The following is a 16,941-nucleotide window of genomic DNA, read 5'->3' as shown; positions in this document are numbered from 1 at the left end:
AGCCGCGCAGCCCATGCAAGACACCTCCGGCACGCAACCGATCCAGACCGATGCCCTCGTCATAGGCGCGGGCCCGGCGGGCCTGTTCCAGGTGTTTCAGCTGGGCCTGCAAGGCATTCGCTGCCATGTCGTCGATGCCCTGCCCCATGTGGGCGGGCAGTGCGCGCAGCTGTACGGCGACAAGCCCATCTACGACATCCCGGGCATTCCGGTATGCACGGGCTATGAACTGGTCCAGCTGCTGCAGCGGCAGATCGCGCCCATGGATGCGCAACTGCACCTTTCCCAGCAGGTCGCCCAGCTGCAGCGCATGGACGATGGCCGCTGGCTGGCGCAGACCTCGCAAGGCCTTGAACTGCACGCGCGCAGCGTCTTCATTGCGGCTGGCGTGGGTGCCTTTGTGCCCAAGGCGCTGAAGGTGCCCGGCGTGGAGCTGCTGGCTGCTGGCCAGCTTCACTACCATCCTGCCGATCTGGAAATGGTGCGCGGCCAGACCGCCATCGTCCACGGTGGCGACGAAGAGGCCGTGGCCGCGGCCATTGCCTGCGCCGACAGGGCCCAGGCCACCTACCTGCTCTACCGCCGCGACGCCTTCCAGGCTTCGGCCGCACTGCTGGAGCGCCTGCAGGAGCTGCGCGACAGCGGCGCCATCCGCGTGGTGATCGGCCAGATAACGCAACTGCATGCCGATGCAGGCCAACTGCGCGCCGTCCAATGGATGGATGGCGAAGGCCAGGAGCACGAACTGGCGGCGCAGCAACTGGTCGTCTGCCTGGGCATCTCCCCCCGCCTGGGCCCGGTCGCCGAATGGGGCCTGGCCATGGAACGCAAGCAGCTGCTGGTGAACCCTGCAACCCAGGCCACCGATGCGCCAGGCATCTATGCGATTGGCGACATCGTCAGCTACCCGGGCAAGCACAAGCTGATCCTGTGCGGCTTCCATGAAGCCACCATGGCGGCCTTTGCCGCCGCCGAGTATCTGCAGGGCGAAAAACCGCTGCTGCAGTACACGACGACCAGCGCACGTCTGCACGCCATCCTCGGCGTTTCCCACCCGCAGACATGATTGCTCGTGGCCGCACCCCGGCGGCCCTACAGTTTGGCGCGGCAGTGTCGATAGAGTTGGCAGCGTCCACTCATGCACATCAAGCCTATGGTTGCCACACTCGAAGCCCCTCCCAGCACCGCGATCGCGCCACCGGCCGATCCGCGCAGCTTCACCTTCCAGATGCCGCTGTTTCGCCCCGGCACGCATGTCACGCAAAACGGCAAGGCCGAGAAGGTCAGCCACGTGATATTGCGCCGCCGCGAACTGATGGTCTACCTGGTCGGCCATGAAGACCCCGTCAGGCCTGAACGGCTGAGCATCACGCCTTCGATGTTCACCACACAGCGGCGCCCTGAAGCCCTGAGCTGGATCCTTTGAAAGAAACCGGGCCTGGGCCCGGTTTCATCGATCATCCATCCAGGCTCAGGCCTCGTTGCGCCCTGCCATCTTCTGGCCCAGGCGCACGGGCGCAGCATGCGTCCACTGCTCGTTGAAGCGAAGCCCTGCCGATGCGGGAAACAGCATGACGACGGTGGAGCCCAGCTGGAAGCGCCCCATTTCCTCGCCCTGGCCCAGGACGATGGACTGGTCGTCATAGCGCCAGTCCTGGATGCGTCCAGGACGGGGCGGATTGACGATGCCGTGCCACACCGTTCCCATGCTGCCCACGATGGTGGCCCCCACCAGCACCAGCACCATGGGACCGTGGTCGGTATCGAAAACGCAGACCACGCGCTCGTTGCGCGCAAACAGGCCCGGCACGCCGCGCGCCGTGACCGGGTTGACCGAGAACAGTTCGCCCGGCACATAGATCATGCGCCGCAGCCGGCCTGCACAGGGCATGTGGATGCGGTGGTAGTCGCGCGGGCTCAGGTAAATGGTGGCGAAATGCCCGTTGTCGAACTGCCGCGCCAACTGCGCATCGCCGCCAACCAGCGCCGTGGCGCTGTAGCTGTGTCCCTTGGCCTGGAAGATCTGCTCGCCCTCGATGGCGCCGATCTGGCTGATGGCCCCATCCACCGGACAGACCCAGTCGGCCGAAGCCAGCGGCCGCACACCGGGCTTGAGCGCCCGCGTGAAGAACTCGTTGAAGCTGGCATAGGCCGCAGGATCGGAATCGGCCGCCTCCGACATGTCCACGCCATAGCGTGCAATGAAGCGCCGGATGACTGCCGTGGTCAGGTCGCCAGCACGCGCCTGGGCCAGGCGCCCCATGACGGCAGTCAGCGCCTGCTTGGGCAAAAGATACTGGGAGAGAACGGCAAGTCGATCAGACATCGAGGTTTTGCTATGAAAGTAATAGAAGTTGTGGGCGGATTCTAGCCAACCCACACCCTTCGCCCTCCACTCCTCCCGCCGCTTTCAGCACTTGTCACGCCCGCCTTGAAGCCAAGCGCACGATTTCCGGAGGCCGCGGATGAAACGCAGATGACAAAGGCAGCACCGTTCCAGCAAAAATCCAACCTGTGTTTTGCGTGCGACGGCCGCATTGGGCCGCGCACGCGCAGGAATGCAACGCTGTAGAATTGGGAGGTTTAGCTGTTGCCGGGCTTTGCCTTTGCGACACCATTGTGACCTGGCCTTCCGTTCGGTCTGCGCCTCTTGCGCAGAACATCCACTGCTTTTTCAGCCTCGGCCCACGTACCCCATGTTCTGTGGGCCAGGCAAGGCCTTCGTGGTTCCGACAAGTGAGTGCCGCAACCGACCCAGACCTGAGAGATTGAACACATGGCCAAAGAAGAACTGATTGAAATGCAGGGTTCCGTCACGGAAGTCCTGCCTGACTCTCGCTTTCGTGTGACGCTGGAAAACGGACACCAGCTGATCGCCTACACCGGCGGCAAGATGCGCAAGCACCACATCCGCATCCTGGCTGGCGACAAGGTATCGCTGGAGATGTCGCCCTACGACCTGACCAAGGGCCGCATCACCTTCCGCCACCTGGCCAACCGCGGCCCGGGACCTGGCTCGCGTTGAGCAAAAAATTCGCCCATTGCGAAAATACCCATTTTTTTGACGCTACAATAGCGTTTTAGTCGGAGCGTAGCGCAGCCTGGTAGCGCATCTGCTTTGGGAGCAGAGGGTCGCGAGTTCGAATCCCGCCGCTCCGACCAAATGATTCAAGCCCCTGGTTCGAAAGAGCCAGGGGCTTTTGTCTATCCAGATCGCAAGTGTTCAACCGAGCGTCGCCAGCGCAGCGCCCACAGCACGGGCACAAACCTTTCACACCCTTGCCTCCAAGACTGGCAACCAGCCAGCAGATCGGCCCATGCGACTTTGGGAAATGGCAGCAGCTTGCGTTGAGCCTGCTCCTACAGCCCCGCAAGCCACGCCAGGCCAGACTGGGACTCCCAAATCAAGAAGGAGCTCCAATGAATTCCAACAGCCTTCAGCGCCGCACAGCCCTGGCCCTCGTGATGTCCGCAGCACTGCTGGGTGCATGCGCTCAGACCCAGCCGGCGCCCAATGCGCCCGTCACTGCGGTCATGGGAACGGTTGACCTGAGGGAGCCCGCTCCGCTTGCGCCCGATGCCGTGCTGGTTGTCGAATTGCAGGACACCTCGCGCGCCGATGCTCCCGCCCCGGTGATATCCCAGCAGTCCATGCGGCTCGAAGGCCTCAAGCCGCCCTACAGCTTCAAGCTGCCCGTCGAGCCCAGCCGCCTGAATCCTGCCTCGCAGTACACGGTCACCTCACGCATTACCCAGGGTAACCAACTCATCTTCATCAATGACACCGTCCACCCGGTCCTGACCCGTGGTGCAGGCTCGAAGGCCGACATGATGCTGGTGCGCGTCGCCCCCTGACCCCACGCTTTCAACAACCAAAGCCCGCAGGAAACCTGGCGGGCTTTGTCACGCAGGGCGCCAGACCACCATCAAGGCATGCCGTTGGCGCCGTGCAGGCGAAAGCCCGGCCGCTCGCAAAGCCGTTCGTAGTAGGCGCGGACTGCAGGCAATTCAGGGCGCTCCATGGGCGCCGACATCCAGCGGTGCGTGGACAGACCCAGCACGATATCGGCCAGGCTCAATTGCGTGCCAGCAGCAAAGGCGCCGGTGCGCGACAACTGGTCCTCCAGAATGCGCATGTGGCGATGCCAGTTCGCCATGCTGCCAGCCAGTTGCGCGGGGTCCTGGTGCTCAGGGCTGTTTCTCACCAATCCCATGAAGGCATAGCGCCAGGCATTGTTCAACTCGGTGGCCTGCCAATCCATCCACTGCTCGACAAGCGCGCGCTCGGCGGGCGCTGCCGGCAGCAGGTCCTGCCGGTCATGGCGGGCCGCCAGGTAGCGGCAGATGGTATTGGACTCCCACAGCACCAGCGGTCCATCAAGCAGCACGGGAACCATCGCATTCGGATTGAGCGCCAGAAATCCCGGCTCTTGCGTCGATCGATGGCCTGAACCCCATTCCTCCTGGTCGAAAGAAATTCCCAACTCCACGCAAAGCCACAGCACCTTGCGCACATTGATGGACGATGACTTGCCCAGAATCCTGATCATTCGCTGCCTTCTTCAGTTTCGGTGATTTGCAGACCTGCATTGTCCCGCGCCATCCGACAAGAAATGCGACCGAACCTCCACCGCTGCCGCATGATGCAGGCATGCCTCTGGAAAAGCCCCCATCACGCCCAAGCGCCTGCGACCCCGCGCTCTCAGATGCCGACCTCTGGACTGCCTACATCGATGCAAGCGCCGTACCCAACCCCGGACGCATGGCCATGGGCGCCGTCATCACCGCACCCGACGGACGCCGCCACCTTCTGTCCGAGCCCTGCCCCGAGCGAGGCTGCAACAACGAAGCCGAACTGCGCGCCCTGATGGCCGCGCTGCAGGCCCTGCAAGCCCTGCAGGCGCGCCGCCTGAGCATCTTCACGGACAGCAGCATCCTGGTGGAGCAGTTGACTCCATCGCCACGCCCCATCAAGCCCATCGCGCGCCTGGCAGACCTCTTTGACGAGGCCCGCACCATGCTGACCGGGTTCGAGCACGTGCAACTGCGCTGGATACCCCGCCACCGCAACACCGAGGCCGACGCCCTGGCCAGGGAAGCTCTTTTGCAGGGGTAAATCCCGCTCCGCACCCGCACCCACCCTTGCGCAGCGTCTCGACTCAGGCCGCCTGCTGCCTGTCCAGGCGCTTGAGGAACACCCCAATCTCCTTTACGACCTGGGCGTCCCCCTTCTGCTGCGCGCAGGCCAATCCCGTATTCCACGCCCGCCGCGCTCCAGCAGCGTCGCCCAGCGCCAGCAATGCCCGGCCCAGCAGCTTCCACGCCACCGAATAGCCGGGATCAAGCTCAATGGCCCGCTCCAGGTGTGAATGGGCCACCTCAGGCGCCTCGTTTTCAAGATAGGTCTTGCCCAAGGTACAGCGCAACAAGGCCGAGTCCTTGCCGGATGCGAGCAGGCCCTCAAGCCTTTGCGTCATTTCATTCATCTTCAAACCCCTTCTGCGGCAACACAGGCCCATGGCTCCAGCGGCAAATTCTGCCTCTGCTATAATCTCGTGGTTGTCTGCGCAGGCAATGCTGTATCTCACGCCGGCGCGTCGTGCACTACGACGAAAAAAACAACGGTGACAGCCGCAGAGACGTTCTGCCGTAAAACGATGGTCGCGTAAGAGCCATCGTCCACATTCCCAGAAAAAAAGCCCGCTCCACAGCGGGCTTTTTGCATTGCACGGCGCATTTGGCTTGAGGCGGTCGCATCGGAATACAAAAAAACAGCTTTACGGCTCAGATGCATGCAACTTCGGCTGCTTTGACCCCATCAAGCACCTTGTTTCAATTTACACTTGACAACCAGGAAGGACCGGAGACGCAGACGCAAGCGCTCTCATTCAAAACCCCTAGCATGTGTCCTTCCTGGATTGATCGCATGGAACGCTCCATTCAGCGCCCCGGCCGCCTCCGCAGCCGGGGCGTTTTTTCTTGAGCGGCACCACGTCAGATACCAGCCCAGCAGGCGAAAACCGCAAAACACAAGCTTTTTCTAATTCCAGAGAAGTTCTGGGCTTATTTGAGAATGATTCTTGTTTGCGTATATCATTCAACCCATGCTGCAGCATTCATGGTGTTGCAGCAGTTCAGTTTCATCGTGGGGCGACTCGTCAGGCCAGTTCAGCCTGCAGTCGTTTTTGCCAGCCAGCGGTATGCCGGTTAGCCAGGCTCTTTTTCAAGCACGATCGTTTCTGGATATCTCTCTCATTCCTTGCACCGAGACGGCGCCAGCAGCAGCAGACGCGCCACTTTTGCACCCAACCCGGCCATCATCAAGCATCGGCCTGCGGCTGCACACCAAGATCCTCTCCCACCTATCCCTCTTGCACGCAGTCAGGAAAATGCCTGTCCGCAGTTTCCCCTGCCCCTATGCAAAAAGCCCGGCCTGCACGTGGTGCAGACCGGGCCTTTTTCACGGCAGCATCAAGGGTTGCGGCGGCGCAGACGGATGGCCAGCCCACCCATCATCAGGCTCAGCAGCGCGACCGCCCACTCGCTCAGTGACGGAATCGCCGCCGGCGTACCGCCACCGACCGCTGCAGGCAGCACCAGGGCCGAAGGGTCTTCCACACGGCCATTGGCCAGAAGATCGTCATCGCCCAGGCCGCCATCGCGCAGCACGAAGGAGACGACGCGCCCCTGCAGCGTTGCAGGTATGCGGTACCAGTGCTGCGTGGTGTTATCTGCCGTGCGGCCCCACTTCCAGTATTCAGCACCACTGGGCAAATCGTTCGGATAGGTCAGCCTGACCGTCACGAGCGCACCCGCATCACAGCCATCGGTATTGAGCTTCAGCAGCCCGTGTGGCACCACGGCCCCAGGACGTGGAGTACCCGGTGCCGCCACGACCTGCGGCGGCTCGGTCAGGCGGCAGTTGGCGCCACCGCCCACGACCTCGCCCGCAACCGCAATCTGGCTTGCTCCGGTGATGTTGAATCGATTGGCCGGGTCCACCGCGCCCGCTGCGGTCGCCAGCAGCGGATAGGTGGCCGTCACAGCCGCATGGACACCATCGCTCACGCTCAGTTGCAGGCTGGCCGGGCCGGCCACCGAAGCCATGTACATGGCGGCGCGCAATTGCTGCGACACCTGTTCGGGGCTGCCGCGCAGTTGTATGCCGGGCTGTGCAGCATCTGCATCCTCCAGGCCCAGCACCTGTCCGCCGCTGGCGACGATGGACAGTGTGACGACGGGGCTGTCGGCATCGGCCACCACCACGTCCGCCAGATCGGCCGCCTGCCCCACCACCACGACCTGCGCATTGGCAGGCACGCCACTGAACGAGGGCGCCCGGCCACCGAAATTCAGGCCCAGGAGAATGGGGTTGTGGTCACTGGAACGATAGGCAGTGGGCGCATAGAAGCTGGCCTGCTGATCGAGCGACTTGAACTCGACGTTGTAGTCGAGCACCTCGGGCTCCTCGGCATTGATGGCCCACTTGACCGCACGCCCCACGCTGGGCTGCAGACTGGTGCTCACCAGCACATGGTCCAGCGAACCCCACATTCCGTCGAATGCATAGGACAGCCCCTGGGAGACCTTGACATAGCCGCCGGTCTCCAACGTGGTGATGGGGTCTTCCTTCGCATAGGCGTTGAAATCGCCCACCAGCACCACGTGGGGGCTGGTCGCGCCTGTGGGCCGGGTTGCCAGCCAGTTGCTCAGTTGCTGGGCCGTCTTCACGCGCGCCGCGTTGTTGGCGCCCTGGCCGTCGAGCACGTCCGCATTGCCTGCGCCACCGAGCACGCTGCCCTTGGATTTGAAATGGTTCACCACCAGCGTGAACTGCTCCGTGCTGCCGCCCACGGCAAAGGTCTGCGCAATCGGCACCCGGGCTCCGCCGATGCTTCCGTTGAAGGCATCGTAGGTAGAGACATTGGGTGCCGCTGCGCTGCCCATCGGCGTGACGCGGTCGCTGCGATAGACGATGGCCACGGTAATGGCATCCGTGCCCGCACCTGGCACCGTGCCCGCACCTGGCACCGTGCCTGCAGCCTCACTGAAGGGCGCCTTGACCACCGCATACACGGCACCGGCAGGCTTGTCGGCACTCGCATTCAAGGCGTCGGCCAGATCCTGGATGGCGCTGCCCGGGCCAAAGCCATTGTTCTGCACCTCCATCAGGCCGTACACATCGGCGCCCAGCCCCAGCAGATTGGCCACGATCTTGGCGCGCTGCCTGTCCAGCTCGGCAATGCTGTTGGCGCCGCGAATGCCCTGCTGGTTGCCCAGCGGCGTGTTGAACATCACCTGGGAAGAGCCGCTTGTGGCGCCGGTCAGGTTGAAGAAATTGAGAACGTTGGCCGATGCGATCTTGAGCGTGGCCGCTCCCACGGCCTGCTGCAATTCGGCGGCTGAAGGTCGCGCGGCTCCCGTGAACTGCGGCGTCTGCGTGGGCTGCACGCGGTAGCTGGTCAGATAGGGCTCGCTGGCGGCAGCATCAAAGAACTGGTCGAGCACGCCGATGACGCGGTCCACGCCATCGCCAGCGCGCAGCGTGTTGGACGCCGACAGCGGCAAGCCGCCACGACCCGGCACGAACTCGGGATTCTGGGCCCCGGAGCGATCATCGAGAATGATCTGGCTGCGCTGCAGCGCCTGCACGTAGGCTGCATAGCCCGCCACGCTGGGAGCGTTGACTTCGGTGTACTGCGCCAACGGCGTATCGGCAGACAGTGTGACATTGCCGTAGCGGCCCAGCGTGCGGTTGTCGCTCACCACCAGCTTGCCGCCTGCGGTGGCGGATGCCACCTCCACACGCATGCCTTCCAGACGTTCCCATTGCCCCATGTCGCTGACAGGCAGTGTGATGCGCACCGGCTCCGGCAAGGCCGCCGCGCCGCGGACCACGAAGTCCGTAATGGCGCTGAGCTGGGTCTGATTGCGGAACTCGCTCACCGAGGCGGAAATCTGCACCAGCTTGCCCACCGTGCTCTCATCCACGCCAGGATTGGCGTTGCCGTAGTAGACAAAGATGCCTTCCGAGGTAGCAGCATCGCCATCGGAGTCTGCCGCCTCTTCCTGCACGAAGAAGCCGCTCAGTCCAGGCATATAGGCCGTCACCACGGCACTCACCGTCACCTTCTGCCCCACCAGCGGAGACTGATCGCCAGAGCCCTGGACCGCAGAAATCCTGGTGACCGGCGGCTCGCCTCCCGTCGTGAAGCCCAGCGTCGTGCCGGTCCACGCATTGCCCGAGGTATCCAGCACCGGCTCGCCCACGGAAACCAGGCTATAGGGCGTATTGACCGCCAGCCGCACACCCGCGTTGAGCGTGATGGTCGAGCCACTGAATTTCACCTGCGCCGCATCGCCAGCCTGCAGCGTTGCCACCACCGTGCCGCCCTGGCGCAGTTCGAAGCTGCCGCTACCGGGCTTCACCGCCTCATCGAAACTCAGCTTGATTTCGGGATTCAGCGCCACCCCGGTCGCCGCCGCCGCGGGAATGCTTGCCTGCAGCGTGGGCGCCGTGGTGTCGGGCAGCGCCAGGGTGATGGAGACGTCATCAATGGCCAGGCCGTGGTCGTTGCCCACATCATTGAGTTCCACCCAACGCAGCCACAGCGTGGCACCTGGCGCCCAGCCCAGGCCGCGCAGATCCCCGCCCACATTGTTCACCCGCCCGGCCACATTGCCGTCCACGGCGGCAGCAGTGCCGGTGGCAACAGGCGATTGCCAATTGAAGTTCGCGCCGGCAGGCAGCCATTCAGGCACGTCGGCAAAGGTGGCTCCCATGCCGTACTCCAGCACCATGGGCTGCCGTTCCGTATTGCCACCATTGCGCCATTGCTCGCCGTTGAATCGCAAGGTGATGCCATCGACCGAGCCACCCGTGTCATTGCGCACCGCCAGCGCGATCCAACCCGCTACAGCGCCCTGGGCCGGGCTGCCAAAGTAGGCCCCGCCTGATGCCACGCCCCCCAAGGCGCGGTCCGCGCTCAGCCCCAGGCTGTAGAAGCTGCCGGTGTTGGAGGCACCATTGCCAGCCACATAAGAGGTGATGGATGCCAGGCTCTTGTTGAAGAGAAACCAGCCCAGCAAGGTGCTGTTATTGGCCCAGGCCAACCCCGCCCCGGACGCGGCCAGGGTGTCGAAATCCTGCGTGTAGGTGCCGTTGAAGGGAACCTGCGCCCATACCCCGGCAGACGCCGAAAGAAGCAGGCCCGCACCATACAGGCGCCAACGATGGCGCTGCAATGGCGCACTCATCGGATTGGCCGGGTTGAAAACAAATGGAATCAGCGTGGCAGCAATGGACATGGATGCGCAATAAAAAAACAATGCGCTCCCCCCCATGGTTGCGCAACTCCCGGTTTATCGCGCATGGAGATGACCAGCCTGTGACTCGGCAGATGCTCCCCTGTCCTACGTGCAGACTCGCCTCTCACCCATCGGCCGGCCTGCGCACGGCAGGCATCATCGCCTTCAGTTTCTGCACCGTTTCATTGCCGGGTCTGGGGCATTTCCTCCTCCCTCCCTCTCATTCCCCCAGGAAGCTTTCAAAAAGCACCGGCTCTTTCTTCCCAGGCCAGCGCAAGGCGCTGGCCTTTTTCTTGGGCGCACCTCATCGCCCCAACCATCACCATCACCTGTTCTGAACGCGCCACGTCGCTGGTGACCGTTCCTGCATTCGCACACTCTTTTTCTTACTGATAACTTACAAAATATTCATACCCGTGATATACACGCGCATCTCCCACTGAAAATCATCATTGCCATGACATCCGACTACAAGGCCCTGCTGCAACAAAAAGCCGAGCTTGAGAAAAAAATCGACGCACTCATCCAGCACGCGAAAACCGATGCGATCGCTGAAGCAAAGGCGATGGTGCAGCAATATGGTTTGACGAAGGAGGATGTCTTCCCCTCCGCCAAGAGCAAATCCGGCAAGCCCGGCAAGCACAGCGTGGGAGAGCCCAAATTCCGCAACCCAGAAACCGGCGCCACCTGGACAGGCCGCGGCAAGCCGCCCAAGTGGATAGAAGGCAAGGACCGCGCAAGCCTCGCCATCTGAGAATCGACACCGGGCGCCGGCCATGCCCCCCAGTCGGCGCCCCCTATTTCGCCGCGTTGCCATACCATGCGATTTCCAACACAAGGAGGAAACGCACATGAGCAAACAGAGCACAGAAACCCTGTTGGCAGCAGAACTGGCTGACCACTTCATAGAAGTCATCCTGTCCAACAAACCAGAGCTGTTGGTCTCGGGCATCGGCGGGGTGGCAGACCTGCACCACATACAGCACGGCGCCAAGGCCCTGGCGCATTTCCGCCTCACGCTGATCCAGGAACTGTCGCAACAGCCCATGCCCGACATGGGCAGCAGCTGAATCAACCCTGGGCCAGCCTCCTTGCCGAGCCCTTTCCCGTAGCTCGTGCGAAATCCGTGCGATTCCGACGACACCGCAGGACACTTGAAGACAAAAAAAACCGCCACACGCTGAGGTCATCAGTGTGTGGCGGTGTCTTGGATGGTGGAGCTGGCGGGAATTGAACCCGCGTCCGACCCAATATCCACGCGCCTTGTGGCTGGGCTGCGTGAATCCGGTGTGAATTTCCCAATTTCTAAAAACAAGCCGTGGCAACCTATGGCAATCTGCTCGGCGCTGCAGAAATTGCGGACTTATTGCATCATTTTGTAAGCGTCATTCATCCCAGAATTCAGCATGCTCGCAGCTACCCTCCTCTGCTTTGTCGTCGGCATCAGCGACGGCGATACCCTCACTGCACGCTGCGGCCAGCCGGGCGAATATCAGCAGGTCAAGGTCCGCCTGGGCGGCATTGATGCGCCGGAGAGCCGGCAGCCCCACGGAGCGCGTGCCAAGCAGGCCCTGAGCGACCTGACGTACCGGAAAGAGGCTGAGCTGCGTTGCAACAAGATCGACAGGTACAAGCGCCACGTCTGCAGCGTTTGGGTCGCGCCGGCATCGTCGCCCAATGGCCCGCGCACGCTTGACGCTGGCCTGGCCATGGTCACCCAGGGGATGGCATGGTGGTATCGCTACTACTCCCGCGAGCAGTCTGCCCAGGAGCGCGGGCAGTACGAATTCGCGGAGACAGAGGCCAAGGCCAAGCGCGTGGGCCTGTGGTCTGATCCCGAGCCCACGGCGCCCTGGGACTGGCGCGCAAATCTTAGGCAACAGGGCCGGCGTTGAACACTTCGACCGGTGCCACACGCAGCAGCTCAGAGGCCTCGGCCACTGTCCCCGCAAGCCACTGGTCCACGTCGGCCAGCTCGATGGGGATCACGCTTCGTTTGTCCTGGCGGTCAGCCGGCAGCTTCGGGTCAGGCTTGTGCATGCGGCTCATCAGCGGGTGGTCGTCGGCGTTGATCGTCAGCATCGTGTAGCTCTCGTATACCTGGCCCGTGCCCGGGTCGGCCCACAAGTTCCAGAGCCCGGCGAGCCCCCACGGGTCACCATCGGCGCGGGCGAACCTCCACCACACGTTTTTCCCGCTCTCCCAGCATGGCTCGTCGAACGTCATCGCGGGGATGATGCAGCGCTGCCCGCGTGCCCACGGGTGTTTGTAGCTGGCCTTGGCCGCCAGTTCTTCGGAGCGCGCGTTGTTCGTCGGGTACTTGAGCTTTGGCTCCTTCGCGAACCACGGGATGAGACCCCACTGCCCAGCGACAAGCTCGCGGCTGTAGCCCGTGTCGTCCTGCGCCCTGCGGATGAACGCCCCTGTGCCTCGCGGGAACACATCGGCATCCCACCAGCGGTTCGGATCCTGGCGGCCCACACGCCACATGCGTTCGATCTCATCTTCGCGGGGCGACTTATATCGATTGCACATAAGTGGATGCTAACTTTTCCGATGCCAATCCTATAGCTGTATATTTGCACAGTGTTTTGCGAACTCATCGAACTCCGTCGCGCTGGCCTCCGTCTGGCACCCAAAGACTGGCCTGAGCCGGTCCGGGGAGACCTGCGCATTGCATACGACGACGGCAAGACAAACAACAGCAGGCGCAACATGCGCGTCGCGTCCCTTTGGGTCGAGTGGAGTGGCCACCACATACCTGGCCCCCGTATGTTTGAGCCCGTGCTGCTGGATGTCCTGGGCGATGCAATGCTCTGGCGGGGCCATGTCTGCGCTCGCACCGAAGAGGGCATTGCCGAGTATGAGCAGATGTGGCTCATCCGCCCCCTGGAATCCCTGGATGCTCCTGCGCTGACGAAGTTCGATGCCACCCGCTTTTCACCGAAGCTGCCCGCCACTCTCCCACCTCGATCCGAGACGCCCAGCGTTGCCGCGCAGTGGTATGCAGAGCAAGGGCGCGAGATGCCGTTCACACGCTGATAGGAGACAGTCATGCACCCGCCGCTGATTTATCCGACGATTCTCCGCATGCACCCCTGGTTCGGCCAGCCAGAGGAAGAGTTGCTGCCAGGCCGACCAGAGGACTACCGAGTTGAGCAGCAGGCGAAGGACTGGTTCGTGGTGCGCGACCCCAGTGGGGGGATAGTGCACAGCGGCCTCGGGCCTGTACAGATCCTCCCTGCCCACCATGGCTGACAGTCTGATCTGGGGCGGCCACCCCACGGCGCCGGGCTGGTATGCGGTCGTGGTGGACTACGGCCGCCTGCCCTTCCCTGCTGCCCGGCGCTGGACAGGCGCCCTCTGGGACGATGAGCGCGGCATCAGGGCATTCGACGGGCCGCACGACACGGCCGAGGCGGCACTGGACTGGGCCATGGAGCGATGCCCGGAGGATTGAGCACGGCACAATGCCGCACATGGCAATCGATCCCACAAACCCAAAACACACAGTTCACCAGCGCGTCGTCGCTGGCTTCATGGGACATTGGAAGGCCCACGGCGACAAGTACCCCCAGCGGTTCAAGTTGCCGCCCGAGGAGCTCTATCACCTGGACCACGTCATGCACAAGGGCGAGCACCCAGGCCTGATGTGGGGCGTGCCGCTTGATGCGGACCCCGCAACCAAGGGCGAGATGGTGGCGATCGACGGGACCGTGGTGTCGATAGCACCGGATCAGCCGGCGCCTGCAGCTTAGGCGCCGGCCGCCAGCTTGTCGCGCAGCCGGAAGCCCAGCAGTTCCCAGACCTTCTCCACGGCCTGTGCGCGTGCCTCTTGGCGGCCTCGGGCAGCGTCGTGCTGCGCCGGGTCGATGGCGCCGTAGTTGATGCCGACCACCTTGGTGCCGTTCTTCAGGACCAGCACGCAGAAGGTCAAGGCACCCAGGTTGCTGCTCTTCCAGACATCGCCGAAGTCGTAGGGCTTTGCGTCTGCGTCAGGATGCTTGGCGCCCTGCTCGGCGGTGAAATAGTGCTCACGAGCGATCTCGGCCTCGATGTCAGCTGGAGTCACACGCGACGGGCTGCAGCTTGCATAGTCGGCGTCCGTAGGAATCCAGCCTTGCGTCGCACCTGCTTCGGCGATGCATTCGCGCGAGTGGCGGCCGTCTGTCGCGCCGCAATATGCCCCCTTGCAACTGACAGCCGAAGCAGCCTGCAGCTCCATGGCGTCCAGTGCCTCGCGGATGTTGCTGCCCACTAGTTTGCCCGCGTAGCTGGGATTGGCCACCAATGCCCCCATGCCGTGCGCCATCGCAAGCTCCAGCTCTTGGCGGTGCGTGCGCTCGCGCGGTGGCGCGGTAGCGGTCTGCTCCCCGAGCTTGCGGAGGATCTGCTCAGCCAGACCGGCAATCGGCATCAGCAGAAACGCTGTGCCCAGCAGCATGAAAATCCCGAGATCGATGATCTGGGCGGACTGGCTGAACATGCGCCAGCCGAAGATGGTCAAGAGCGCGGCGATTACCACGATGGCAGTGGCCTGCCAGTGTTTTTTCAGAAAGGTCATGCGTACTCCAGTTTCCGGCAGCCGGCCGGTGCGGGCCAGCTGGCTCAGAAACTGGCGATGCGCTCGCCCAGGATCGCGGACAGCTCGTGCATCACGTCCAGCTGTCGGCGCAGGCGGGCCTGCTCGTCGGCGGGCAGCGCGGGGAATGCGGCGTTCTCGCGGATGAACGTGTCCAGGCGGCTGATGTCCTGGTCGCAGTCCATCTTCTGGTCCAGCACGTTCTTCTGCGCCAGCGTGCTGGCCAGCGGCTCGGGCATATCCAGCGCTACGCGGACAAAGCAGTCCTTGGCCTCCAGCAGCTTGCGCATGCCGGCGCTTTTCTCGGGGCCATCGGGCAGCTGCTTTTCCAGCAGCTCGGCCAGCAGGCCCACGGGCTGGCTCACTGCCTGCAGCTTGGGAGGCAGGTGAGCGTGGGCGAAATACTTGATGGTGGTGGATGCCATGTCAGTGGTTGGGGGTGGTGCCTGCGGCCGGCAGGCTCGGGGAAACGGGGCGGCGGCAGTTGGCCAGGGCCGCGGCCAGCTTGATCTCGTAGGCCTCGCGCCGCTCGATCTCGGCCTGGGCGGCCTGCGTGAACTGGTCCACCGTGGCGCCTGGGCGCAGCTGCTCGGTGGGCATGGCCGGGCGCTCTGGCACCGGCTCGTCGCATGCCACGGGCACGGGCACATTCACGCGCTGCAGCTCGACTCGCGTCGGCGCGGTCTGGCAGCCGGCCAGGGCCAGCAGGGAAGCCAGCACCGCGAATTGACGAATTGAGCAATTTGTCAATTTCACGGCTTCGCCCTCCCCTGCAGCCAGTTGTCCACCCGGTGCTGGGCGCTCGTGCAGGCATCGCCGGGCACGGCCGGCGGAGCGGCCAGGATCTGGTCGGCGCGCTGCTCGTGCGTCCGCGCCTGGGCGGCGGCGCTGGTTCGCGCGGCATCGCCCTCTCTCTTGCGCCGGTCGGCCAGATCGCGCAGGTCATCGACGGCATCGCTGCAGGCGGCGGCCAGGTCGCGGGCGCCGTCCCGCTGCTGGGTCATCTCGCCCACGCTGGCGCGCGCGGCTGTGGCGGCGTCGCGCTGGCCCAGGTAGGCCCTGGCCAGCAGCGCGTTGCCGAGTAGGCTGGCCAGCAGCGCGAGGACAGCGGCCGCAAGCAGTTTCGGAGTGATGCCGATCACCGCCCGCCCCTCCACCAGTACCACCACATTGCCCAGAGGATCGGGTTCATTGCTGGGCCTCCATACACGCGGCATGCCGCGCCTGTTGACGGGTCCAGACGCCTCGACAGACGCGGTTGCCTGGGGTGCTGCAGTCGTAGCGCCAGCGCTTGGGGCGGCCAGCTGCATCCCACTGGTATGCGCTGTAGCCCTGCAGCGGCTGGGCGCTGGTCATGTAGCGATAGGCCAGGTAGGCATTGCAGGCCCCGGCATAGTCCCCAGCCCGTGTGCGCGCCAGCATCGAGGAGCCGCGCCATGCGCCGCAGCCGTACTGGCCCGCGAAGTCCACGGCCTGGGCAAACTCGGTCGAGTGCACCAGCGCGTCGCCCAGAGAATCGCGCACACAGGACCCGTACTGCTGCTCCAGCAGGTTGATGGCCAGTTCGCGCGCCCGTTCGCGGGTGATGGGCGGGTCGGCCATGGTCACGCGCGTGCCGTCCTCGTAGCGCGTGGCGCCATGGCCGATGGTGGGCACATCGCCGCGCACCGGGATGATGGGCGCGGCGCTGAACCCTTCGGCCGCGATCCAGGACGCCAGGATGGCGGCGCCGATGCCCAGGCCTGCGGCAGGCACTCGGCTCCCGCTCATGGCTGAACCTTGCAGGCTTCGGCCTGGTCGATGAGATCGCGCACCTTTTTGGCGCGGCGGTCCTCGCGCTCATTGCTCCAGCGCCACAGCAGGTATGCCGCCTGCAGCAGCACGTAGAGGATGGTCAGCGCTGTGGCCGTGTGGGTCATGGTCCAGCCATTCGCCACGCTGTTGGCCACCACGGTGACGGGAGGGGCGGCCTTCGCACCTTCGACGAGGGCGGTTCGCACAATGGTTTCGCGGTCCATGTCAGCTCCGTACTTGGATGCTGACGGTGGCCA

The 16,941-nt window shown here is 63.9% G+C and carries 24 protein-coding genes and 1 tRNA gene; 13 read left to right on the top strand and 12 right to left on the bottom strand.

Going from position 1 to position 16,941, the window contains the following annotated elements; all coding sequences use genetic code 11:
* The first annotated feature begins 13 nt into the window (after nt 1-13).
* Nucleotides 14-1,066, top strand: coding sequence for an NAD(P)/FAD-dependent oxidoreductase (locus tag IAE24_RS03790; protein WP_199961147.1), 1,053 nt, complete (start codon nt 14-16; stop codon nt 1,064-1,066).
* 87 nt (nt 1,067-1,153) lie between these two features.
* The gene (locus tag IAE24_RS03785; RefSeq protein ID WP_224986237.1) at nt 1,154-1,426 is read left to right on the top strand and encodes a hypothetical protein; all 273 of its coding nucleotides are present in this window, start codon (nt 1,154-1,156) and stop codon (nt 1,424-1,426) included.
* 45 nt (nt 1,427-1,471) lie between these two features.
* On the opposite strand, the gene asd is transcribed toward IAE24_RS03785, so the two are convergent.
* Nucleotides 1,472-2,326: an archaetidylserine decarboxylase gene (gene asd, locus IAE24_RS03780; protein ID WP_065345055.1), complete on the bottom strand. Its 855-nt coding sequence runs from the start codon at nt 2,324-2,326 to the stop codon at nt 1,472-1,474.
* 450 nt (nt 2,327-2,776) lie between these two features.
* Here asd and infA point away from each other — a divergent pair, with 450 nt between their 5' ends.
* The 3 genes from infA (at nt 2,777) to IAE24_RS03765 (ending at nt 3,855) form a co-directional block, all read left to right on the top strand.
* The gene (gene infA, locus IAE24_RS03775; protein WP_012206460.1) at nt 2,777-3,025 is read left to right on the top strand and encodes a translation initiation factor IF-1; all 249 of its coding nucleotides are present in this window, start codon (nt 2,777-2,779) and stop codon (nt 3,023-3,025) included.
* 60 nt (nt 3,026-3,085) lie between these two features.
* A tRNA-Pro gene (locus IAE24_RS03770) sits at nt 3,086-3,162 on the top strand.
* A gap of 258 nt (nt 3,163-3,420) precedes the next feature.
* Entirely contained in the window at nt 3,421-3,855 is a 435-nt protein-coding gene (locus tag IAE24_RS03765; protein ID WP_013801640.1) for a YbaY family lipoprotein, read from the top strand.
* A gap of 71 nt (nt 3,856-3,926) precedes the next feature.
* Here IAE24_RS03765 and IAE24_RS03760 read toward each other — a convergent pair whose 3' ends face one another.
* Nucleotides 3,927-4,550, bottom strand: coding sequence for a glutathione S-transferase family protein (locus tag IAE24_RS03760; protein WP_099733205.1), 624 nt, complete (start codon nt 4,548-4,550; stop codon nt 3,927-3,929).
* Between the two features lie 101 nt (nt 4,551-4,651).
* Between IAE24_RS03760 and IAE24_RS03755 the strand changes: the two genes are divergently transcribed.
* Nucleotides 4,652-5,116, top strand: coding sequence for a ribonuclease HI family protein (locus IAE24_RS03755; protein WP_199961148.1), 465 nt, complete (start codon nt 4,652-4,654; stop codon nt 5,114-5,116).
* 43 nt (nt 5,117-5,159) lie between these two features.
* On the opposite strand, the gene IAE24_RS03750 is transcribed toward IAE24_RS03755, so the two are convergent.
* From IAE24_RS03750 to IAE24_RS03740, 3 genes are all read right to left on the bottom strand, one after another.
* Nucleotides 5,160-5,486 carry a tetratricopeptide repeat protein gene (locus tag IAE24_RS03750; protein ID WP_013801637.1) on the bottom strand — a complete coding sequence of 109 codons (327 nt, stop codon included), beginning with the start codon at nt 5,484-5,486 and terminating at the stop codon, nt 5,160-5,162.
* A 98-nt stretch (nt 5,487-5,584) separates the two neighbouring features.
* Nucleotides 5,585-5,794, bottom strand: coding sequence for a hypothetical protein (locus IAE24_RS03745; protein ID WP_141441583.1), 210 nt, complete (start codon nt 5,792-5,794; stop codon nt 5,585-5,587).
* A 677-nt stretch (nt 5,795-6,471) separates the two neighbouring features.
* Entirely contained in the window at nt 6,472-10,308 is a 3,837-nt protein-coding gene (locus tag IAE24_RS03740; protein WP_199961149.1) for an ExeM/NucH family extracellular endonuclease, read from the bottom strand.
* Between the two features lie 457 nt (nt 10,309-10,765).
* Here IAE24_RS03740 and IAE24_RS03735 point away from each other — a divergent pair, with 457 nt between their 5' ends.
* The 3 genes from IAE24_RS03735 to IAE24_RS03725 all read left to right on the top strand — a co-directional run bounded on the left by IAE24_RS03735 (nt 10,766) and on the right by IAE24_RS03725 (nt 12,203).
* The gene (locus tag IAE24_RS03735; protein ID WP_071956406.1) at nt 10,766-11,062 is read left to right on the top strand and encodes an H-NS histone family protein; all 297 of its coding nucleotides are present in this window, start codon (nt 10,766-10,768) and stop codon (nt 11,060-11,062) included.
* 97 nt (nt 11,063-11,159) lie between these two features.
* Entirely contained in the window at nt 11,160-11,378 is a 219-nt protein-coding gene (locus IAE24_RS03730) for a hypothetical protein (RefSeq protein ID WP_013801634.1), read from the top strand.
* A 336-nt stretch (nt 11,379-11,714) separates the two neighbouring features.
* Nucleotides 11,715-12,203 carry a thermonuclease family protein gene (locus IAE24_RS03725; protein WP_199961150.1) on the top strand — a complete coding sequence of 163 codons (489 nt, stop codon included), beginning with the start codon at nt 11,715-11,717 and terminating at the stop codon, nt 12,201-12,203.
* On the opposite strand, the gene IAE24_RS03720 is transcribed toward IAE24_RS03725, so the two are convergent.
* A complete protein-coding gene (locus IAE24_RS03720) occupies nt 12,181-12,843 on the bottom strand; it encodes an SOS response-associated peptidase (protein WP_199961151.1) in 663 nt (220 codons plus the stop codon). The two genes, IAE24_RS03725 and IAE24_RS03720, sit on opposite strands and share 23 nt — an antisense overlap.
* A gap of 237 nt (nt 12,844-13,080) precedes the next feature.
* Between IAE24_RS03720 and IAE24_RS03715 the strand changes: the two genes are divergently transcribed.
* The 4 genes from IAE24_RS03715 to IAE24_RS03700 are packed head-to-tail and all read left to right on the top strand — an operon-like array spanning nt 13,081 to nt 14,066.
* Nucleotides 13,081-13,350, top strand: a complete 270-nt coding sequence (locus IAE24_RS03715) for a hypothetical protein (protein WP_199961152.1) — start codon at nt 13,081-13,083, stop codon at nt 13,348-13,350.
* Nucleotides 13,351-13,362: 12 nt separating this feature from the next.
* Complete coding sequence (locus tag IAE24_RS03710; protein WP_199961153.1) at nt 13,363-13,566, top strand: hypothetical protein; 204 nt, start codon at nt 13,363-13,365, stop codon at nt 13,564-13,566.
* The gene (locus tag IAE24_RS03705) at nt 13,559-13,768 is read left to right on the top strand and encodes a hypothetical protein (protein ID WP_199961154.1); all 210 of its coding nucleotides are present in this window, start codon (nt 13,559-13,561) and stop codon (nt 13,766-13,768) included. The genes IAE24_RS03710 and IAE24_RS03705 overlap by 8 nt, the downstream gene beginning before the upstream one ends.
* A 19-nt stretch (nt 13,769-13,787) precedes the next feature.
* On the top strand, nt 13,788-14,066 hold the full coding sequence (locus IAE24_RS03700) for a hypothetical protein (RefSeq protein ID WP_199961155.1): 279 nt from the start codon (nt 13,788-13,790) through the stop codon (nt 14,064-14,066).
* Here the strand turns inward: IAE24_RS03700 and IAE24_RS03695 are convergent.
* From IAE24_RS03695 to IAE24_RS03670, 6 genes are read right to left on the bottom strand one after another with little or no spacing between them, the layout of a single operon-like run.
* Nucleotides 14,063-14,872, bottom strand: coding sequence for a Gp49 family protein (locus IAE24_RS03695; RefSeq protein ID WP_199961156.1), 810 nt, complete (start codon nt 14,870-14,872; stop codon nt 14,063-14,065). The two genes, IAE24_RS03700 and IAE24_RS03695, sit on opposite strands and share 4 nt — an antisense overlap.
* 44 nt (nt 14,873-14,916) lie before the next feature.
* The gene (locus IAE24_RS03690; protein WP_199961157.1) at nt 14,917-15,315 is read right to left on the bottom strand and encodes a crAss001_48 related protein; all 399 of its coding nucleotides are present in this window, start codon (nt 15,313-15,315) and stop codon (nt 14,917-14,919) included.
* A 1-nt stretch (nt 15,316) separates the two neighbouring features.
* Complete coding sequence (locus tag IAE24_RS03685; protein WP_325100504.1) at nt 15,317-15,646, bottom strand: hypothetical protein; 330 nt, start codon at nt 15,644-15,646, stop codon at nt 15,317-15,319.
* A complete protein-coding gene (locus tag IAE24_RS03680) occupies nt 15,643-16,107 on the bottom strand; it encodes a hypothetical protein (RefSeq protein WP_325100503.1) in 465 nt (154 codons plus the stop codon). Before IAE24_RS03680 ends, IAE24_RS03685 begins: the two co-directional genes overlap by 4 nt.
* On the bottom strand, nt 16,079-16,660 hold the full coding sequence (locus IAE24_RS03675; RefSeq protein WP_199961158.1) for a glycoside hydrolase family protein: 582 nt from the start codon (nt 16,658-16,660) through the stop codon (nt 16,079-16,081). The genes IAE24_RS03680 and IAE24_RS03675 overlap by 29 nt, the downstream gene beginning before the upstream one ends.
* Nucleotides 16,657-16,908, bottom strand: a complete 252-nt coding sequence (locus IAE24_RS03670) for a hypothetical protein (protein WP_199961159.1) — start codon at nt 16,906-16,908, stop codon at nt 16,657-16,659. Before IAE24_RS03670 ends, IAE24_RS03675 begins: the two co-directional genes overlap by 4 nt.
* Between the last annotated feature and the right edge of the window lie 33 nt (nt 16,909-16,941).

Source organism: Delftia sp. S65, assembly GCF_016516495.1.
GTDB lineage: Bacteria > Pseudomonadota > Gammaproteobacteria > Burkholderiales > Burkholderiaceae_C > Comamonas > Comamonas acidovorans.
This window is presented reverse-complemented; position numbering and strand designations above follow the sequence as displayed.

Excerpts from the sequence above, each read along its gene's own strand:
- IAE24_RS03720 (WP_199961151.1), bottom strand. The coding sequence starts at position 12,843 with ATGTGCAATCGATATAAGTCGCCCCGCGAAGATGAGATCGAACGCATG.
- IAE24_RS03695 (WP_199961156.1), bottom strand. The coding sequence starts at position 14,872 with ATGACCTTTCTGAAAAAACACTGGCAGGCCACTGCCATCGTGGTAATC.
- IAE24_RS03700 (WP_199961155.1), top strand. The coding sequence starts at position 13,788 with ATGGCAATCGATCCCACAAACCCAAAACACACAGTTCACCAGCGCGTC.
- IAE24_RS03740 (WP_199961149.1), bottom strand. The coding sequence starts at position 10,308 with ATGTCCATTGCTGCCACGCTGATTCCATTTGTTTTCAACCCGGCCAAT.
- IAE24_RS03750 (WP_013801637.1), bottom strand. The coding sequence starts at position 5,486 with ATGAATGAAATGACGCAAAGGCTTGAGGGCCTGCTCGCATCCGGCAAG.
- IAE24_RS03735 (WP_071956406.1), top strand. The coding sequence starts at position 10,766 with ATGACATCCGACTACAAGGCCCTGCTGCAACAAAAAGCCGAGCTTGAG.
- IAE24_RS03680 (WP_325100503.1), bottom strand. The coding sequence starts at position 16,107 with ATGCCGCGTGTATGGAGGCCCAGCAATGAACCCGATCCTCTGGGCAAT.
- IAE24_RS03785 (WP_224986237.1), top strand. The coding sequence starts at position 1,154 with ATGGTTGCCACACTCGAAGCCCCTCCCAGCACCGCGATCGCGCCACCG.
- IAE24_RS03755 (WP_199961148.1), top strand. The coding sequence starts at position 4,652 with ATGCCTCTGGAAAAGCCCCCATCACGCCCAAGCGCCTGCGACCCCGCG.
- IAE24_RS03710 (WP_199961153.1), top strand. The coding sequence starts at position 13,363 with ATGCACCCGCCGCTGATTTATCCGACGATTCTCCGCATGCACCCCTGG.
- IAE24_RS03690 (WP_199961157.1), bottom strand. The coding sequence starts at position 15,315 with ATGGCATCCACCACCATCAAGTATTTCGCCCACGCTCACCTGCCTCCC.
- IAE24_RS03675 (WP_199961158.1), bottom strand. The coding sequence starts at position 16,660 with ATGAGCGGGAGCCGAGTGCCTGCCGCAGGCCTGGGCATCGGCGCCGCC.
- IAE24_RS03760 (WP_099733205.1), bottom strand. The coding sequence starts at position 4,550 with ATGATCAGGATTCTGGGCAAGTCATCGTCCATCAATGTGCGCAAGGTG.
- IAE24_RS03705 (WP_199961154.1), top strand. The coding sequence starts at position 13,559 with ATGGCTGACAGTCTGATCTGGGGCGGCCACCCCACGGCGCCGGGCTGG.
- IAE24_RS03745 (WP_141441583.1), bottom strand. The coding sequence starts at position 5,794 with ATGCATCTGAGCCGTAAAGCTGTTTTTTTGTATTCCGATGCGACCGCC.
- IAE24_RS03715 (WP_199961152.1), top strand. The coding sequence starts at position 13,081 with ATGTTTGAGCCCGTGCTGCTGGATGTCCTGGGCGATGCAATGCTCTGG.
- IAE24_RS03725 (WP_199961150.1), top strand. The coding sequence starts at position 11,715 with ATGCTCGCAGCTACCCTCCTCTGCTTTGTCGTCGGCATCAGCGACGGC.
- IAE24_RS03730 (WP_013801634.1), top strand. The coding sequence starts at position 11,160 with ATGAGCAAACAGAGCACAGAAACCCTGTTGGCAGCAGAACTGGCTGAC.
- asd (WP_065345055.1), bottom strand. The coding sequence starts at position 2,326 with ATGTCTGATCGACTTGCCGTTCTCTCCCAGTATCTTTTGCCCAAGCAG.
- IAE24_RS03790 (WP_199961147.1), top strand. The coding sequence starts at position 14 with ATGCAAGACACCTCCGGCACGCAACCGATCCAGACCGATGCCCTCGTC.
- infA (WP_012206460.1), top strand. The coding sequence starts at position 2,777 with ATGGCCAAAGAAGAACTGATTGAAATGCAGGGTTCCGTCACGGAAGTC.
- IAE24_RS03765 (WP_013801640.1), top strand. The coding sequence starts at position 3,421 with ATGAATTCCAACAGCCTTCAGCGCCGCACAGCCCTGGCCCTCGTGATG.
- IAE24_RS03670 (WP_199961159.1), bottom strand. The coding sequence starts at position 16,908 with ATGGACCGCGAAACCATTGTGCGAACCGCCCTCGTCGAAGGTGCGAAG.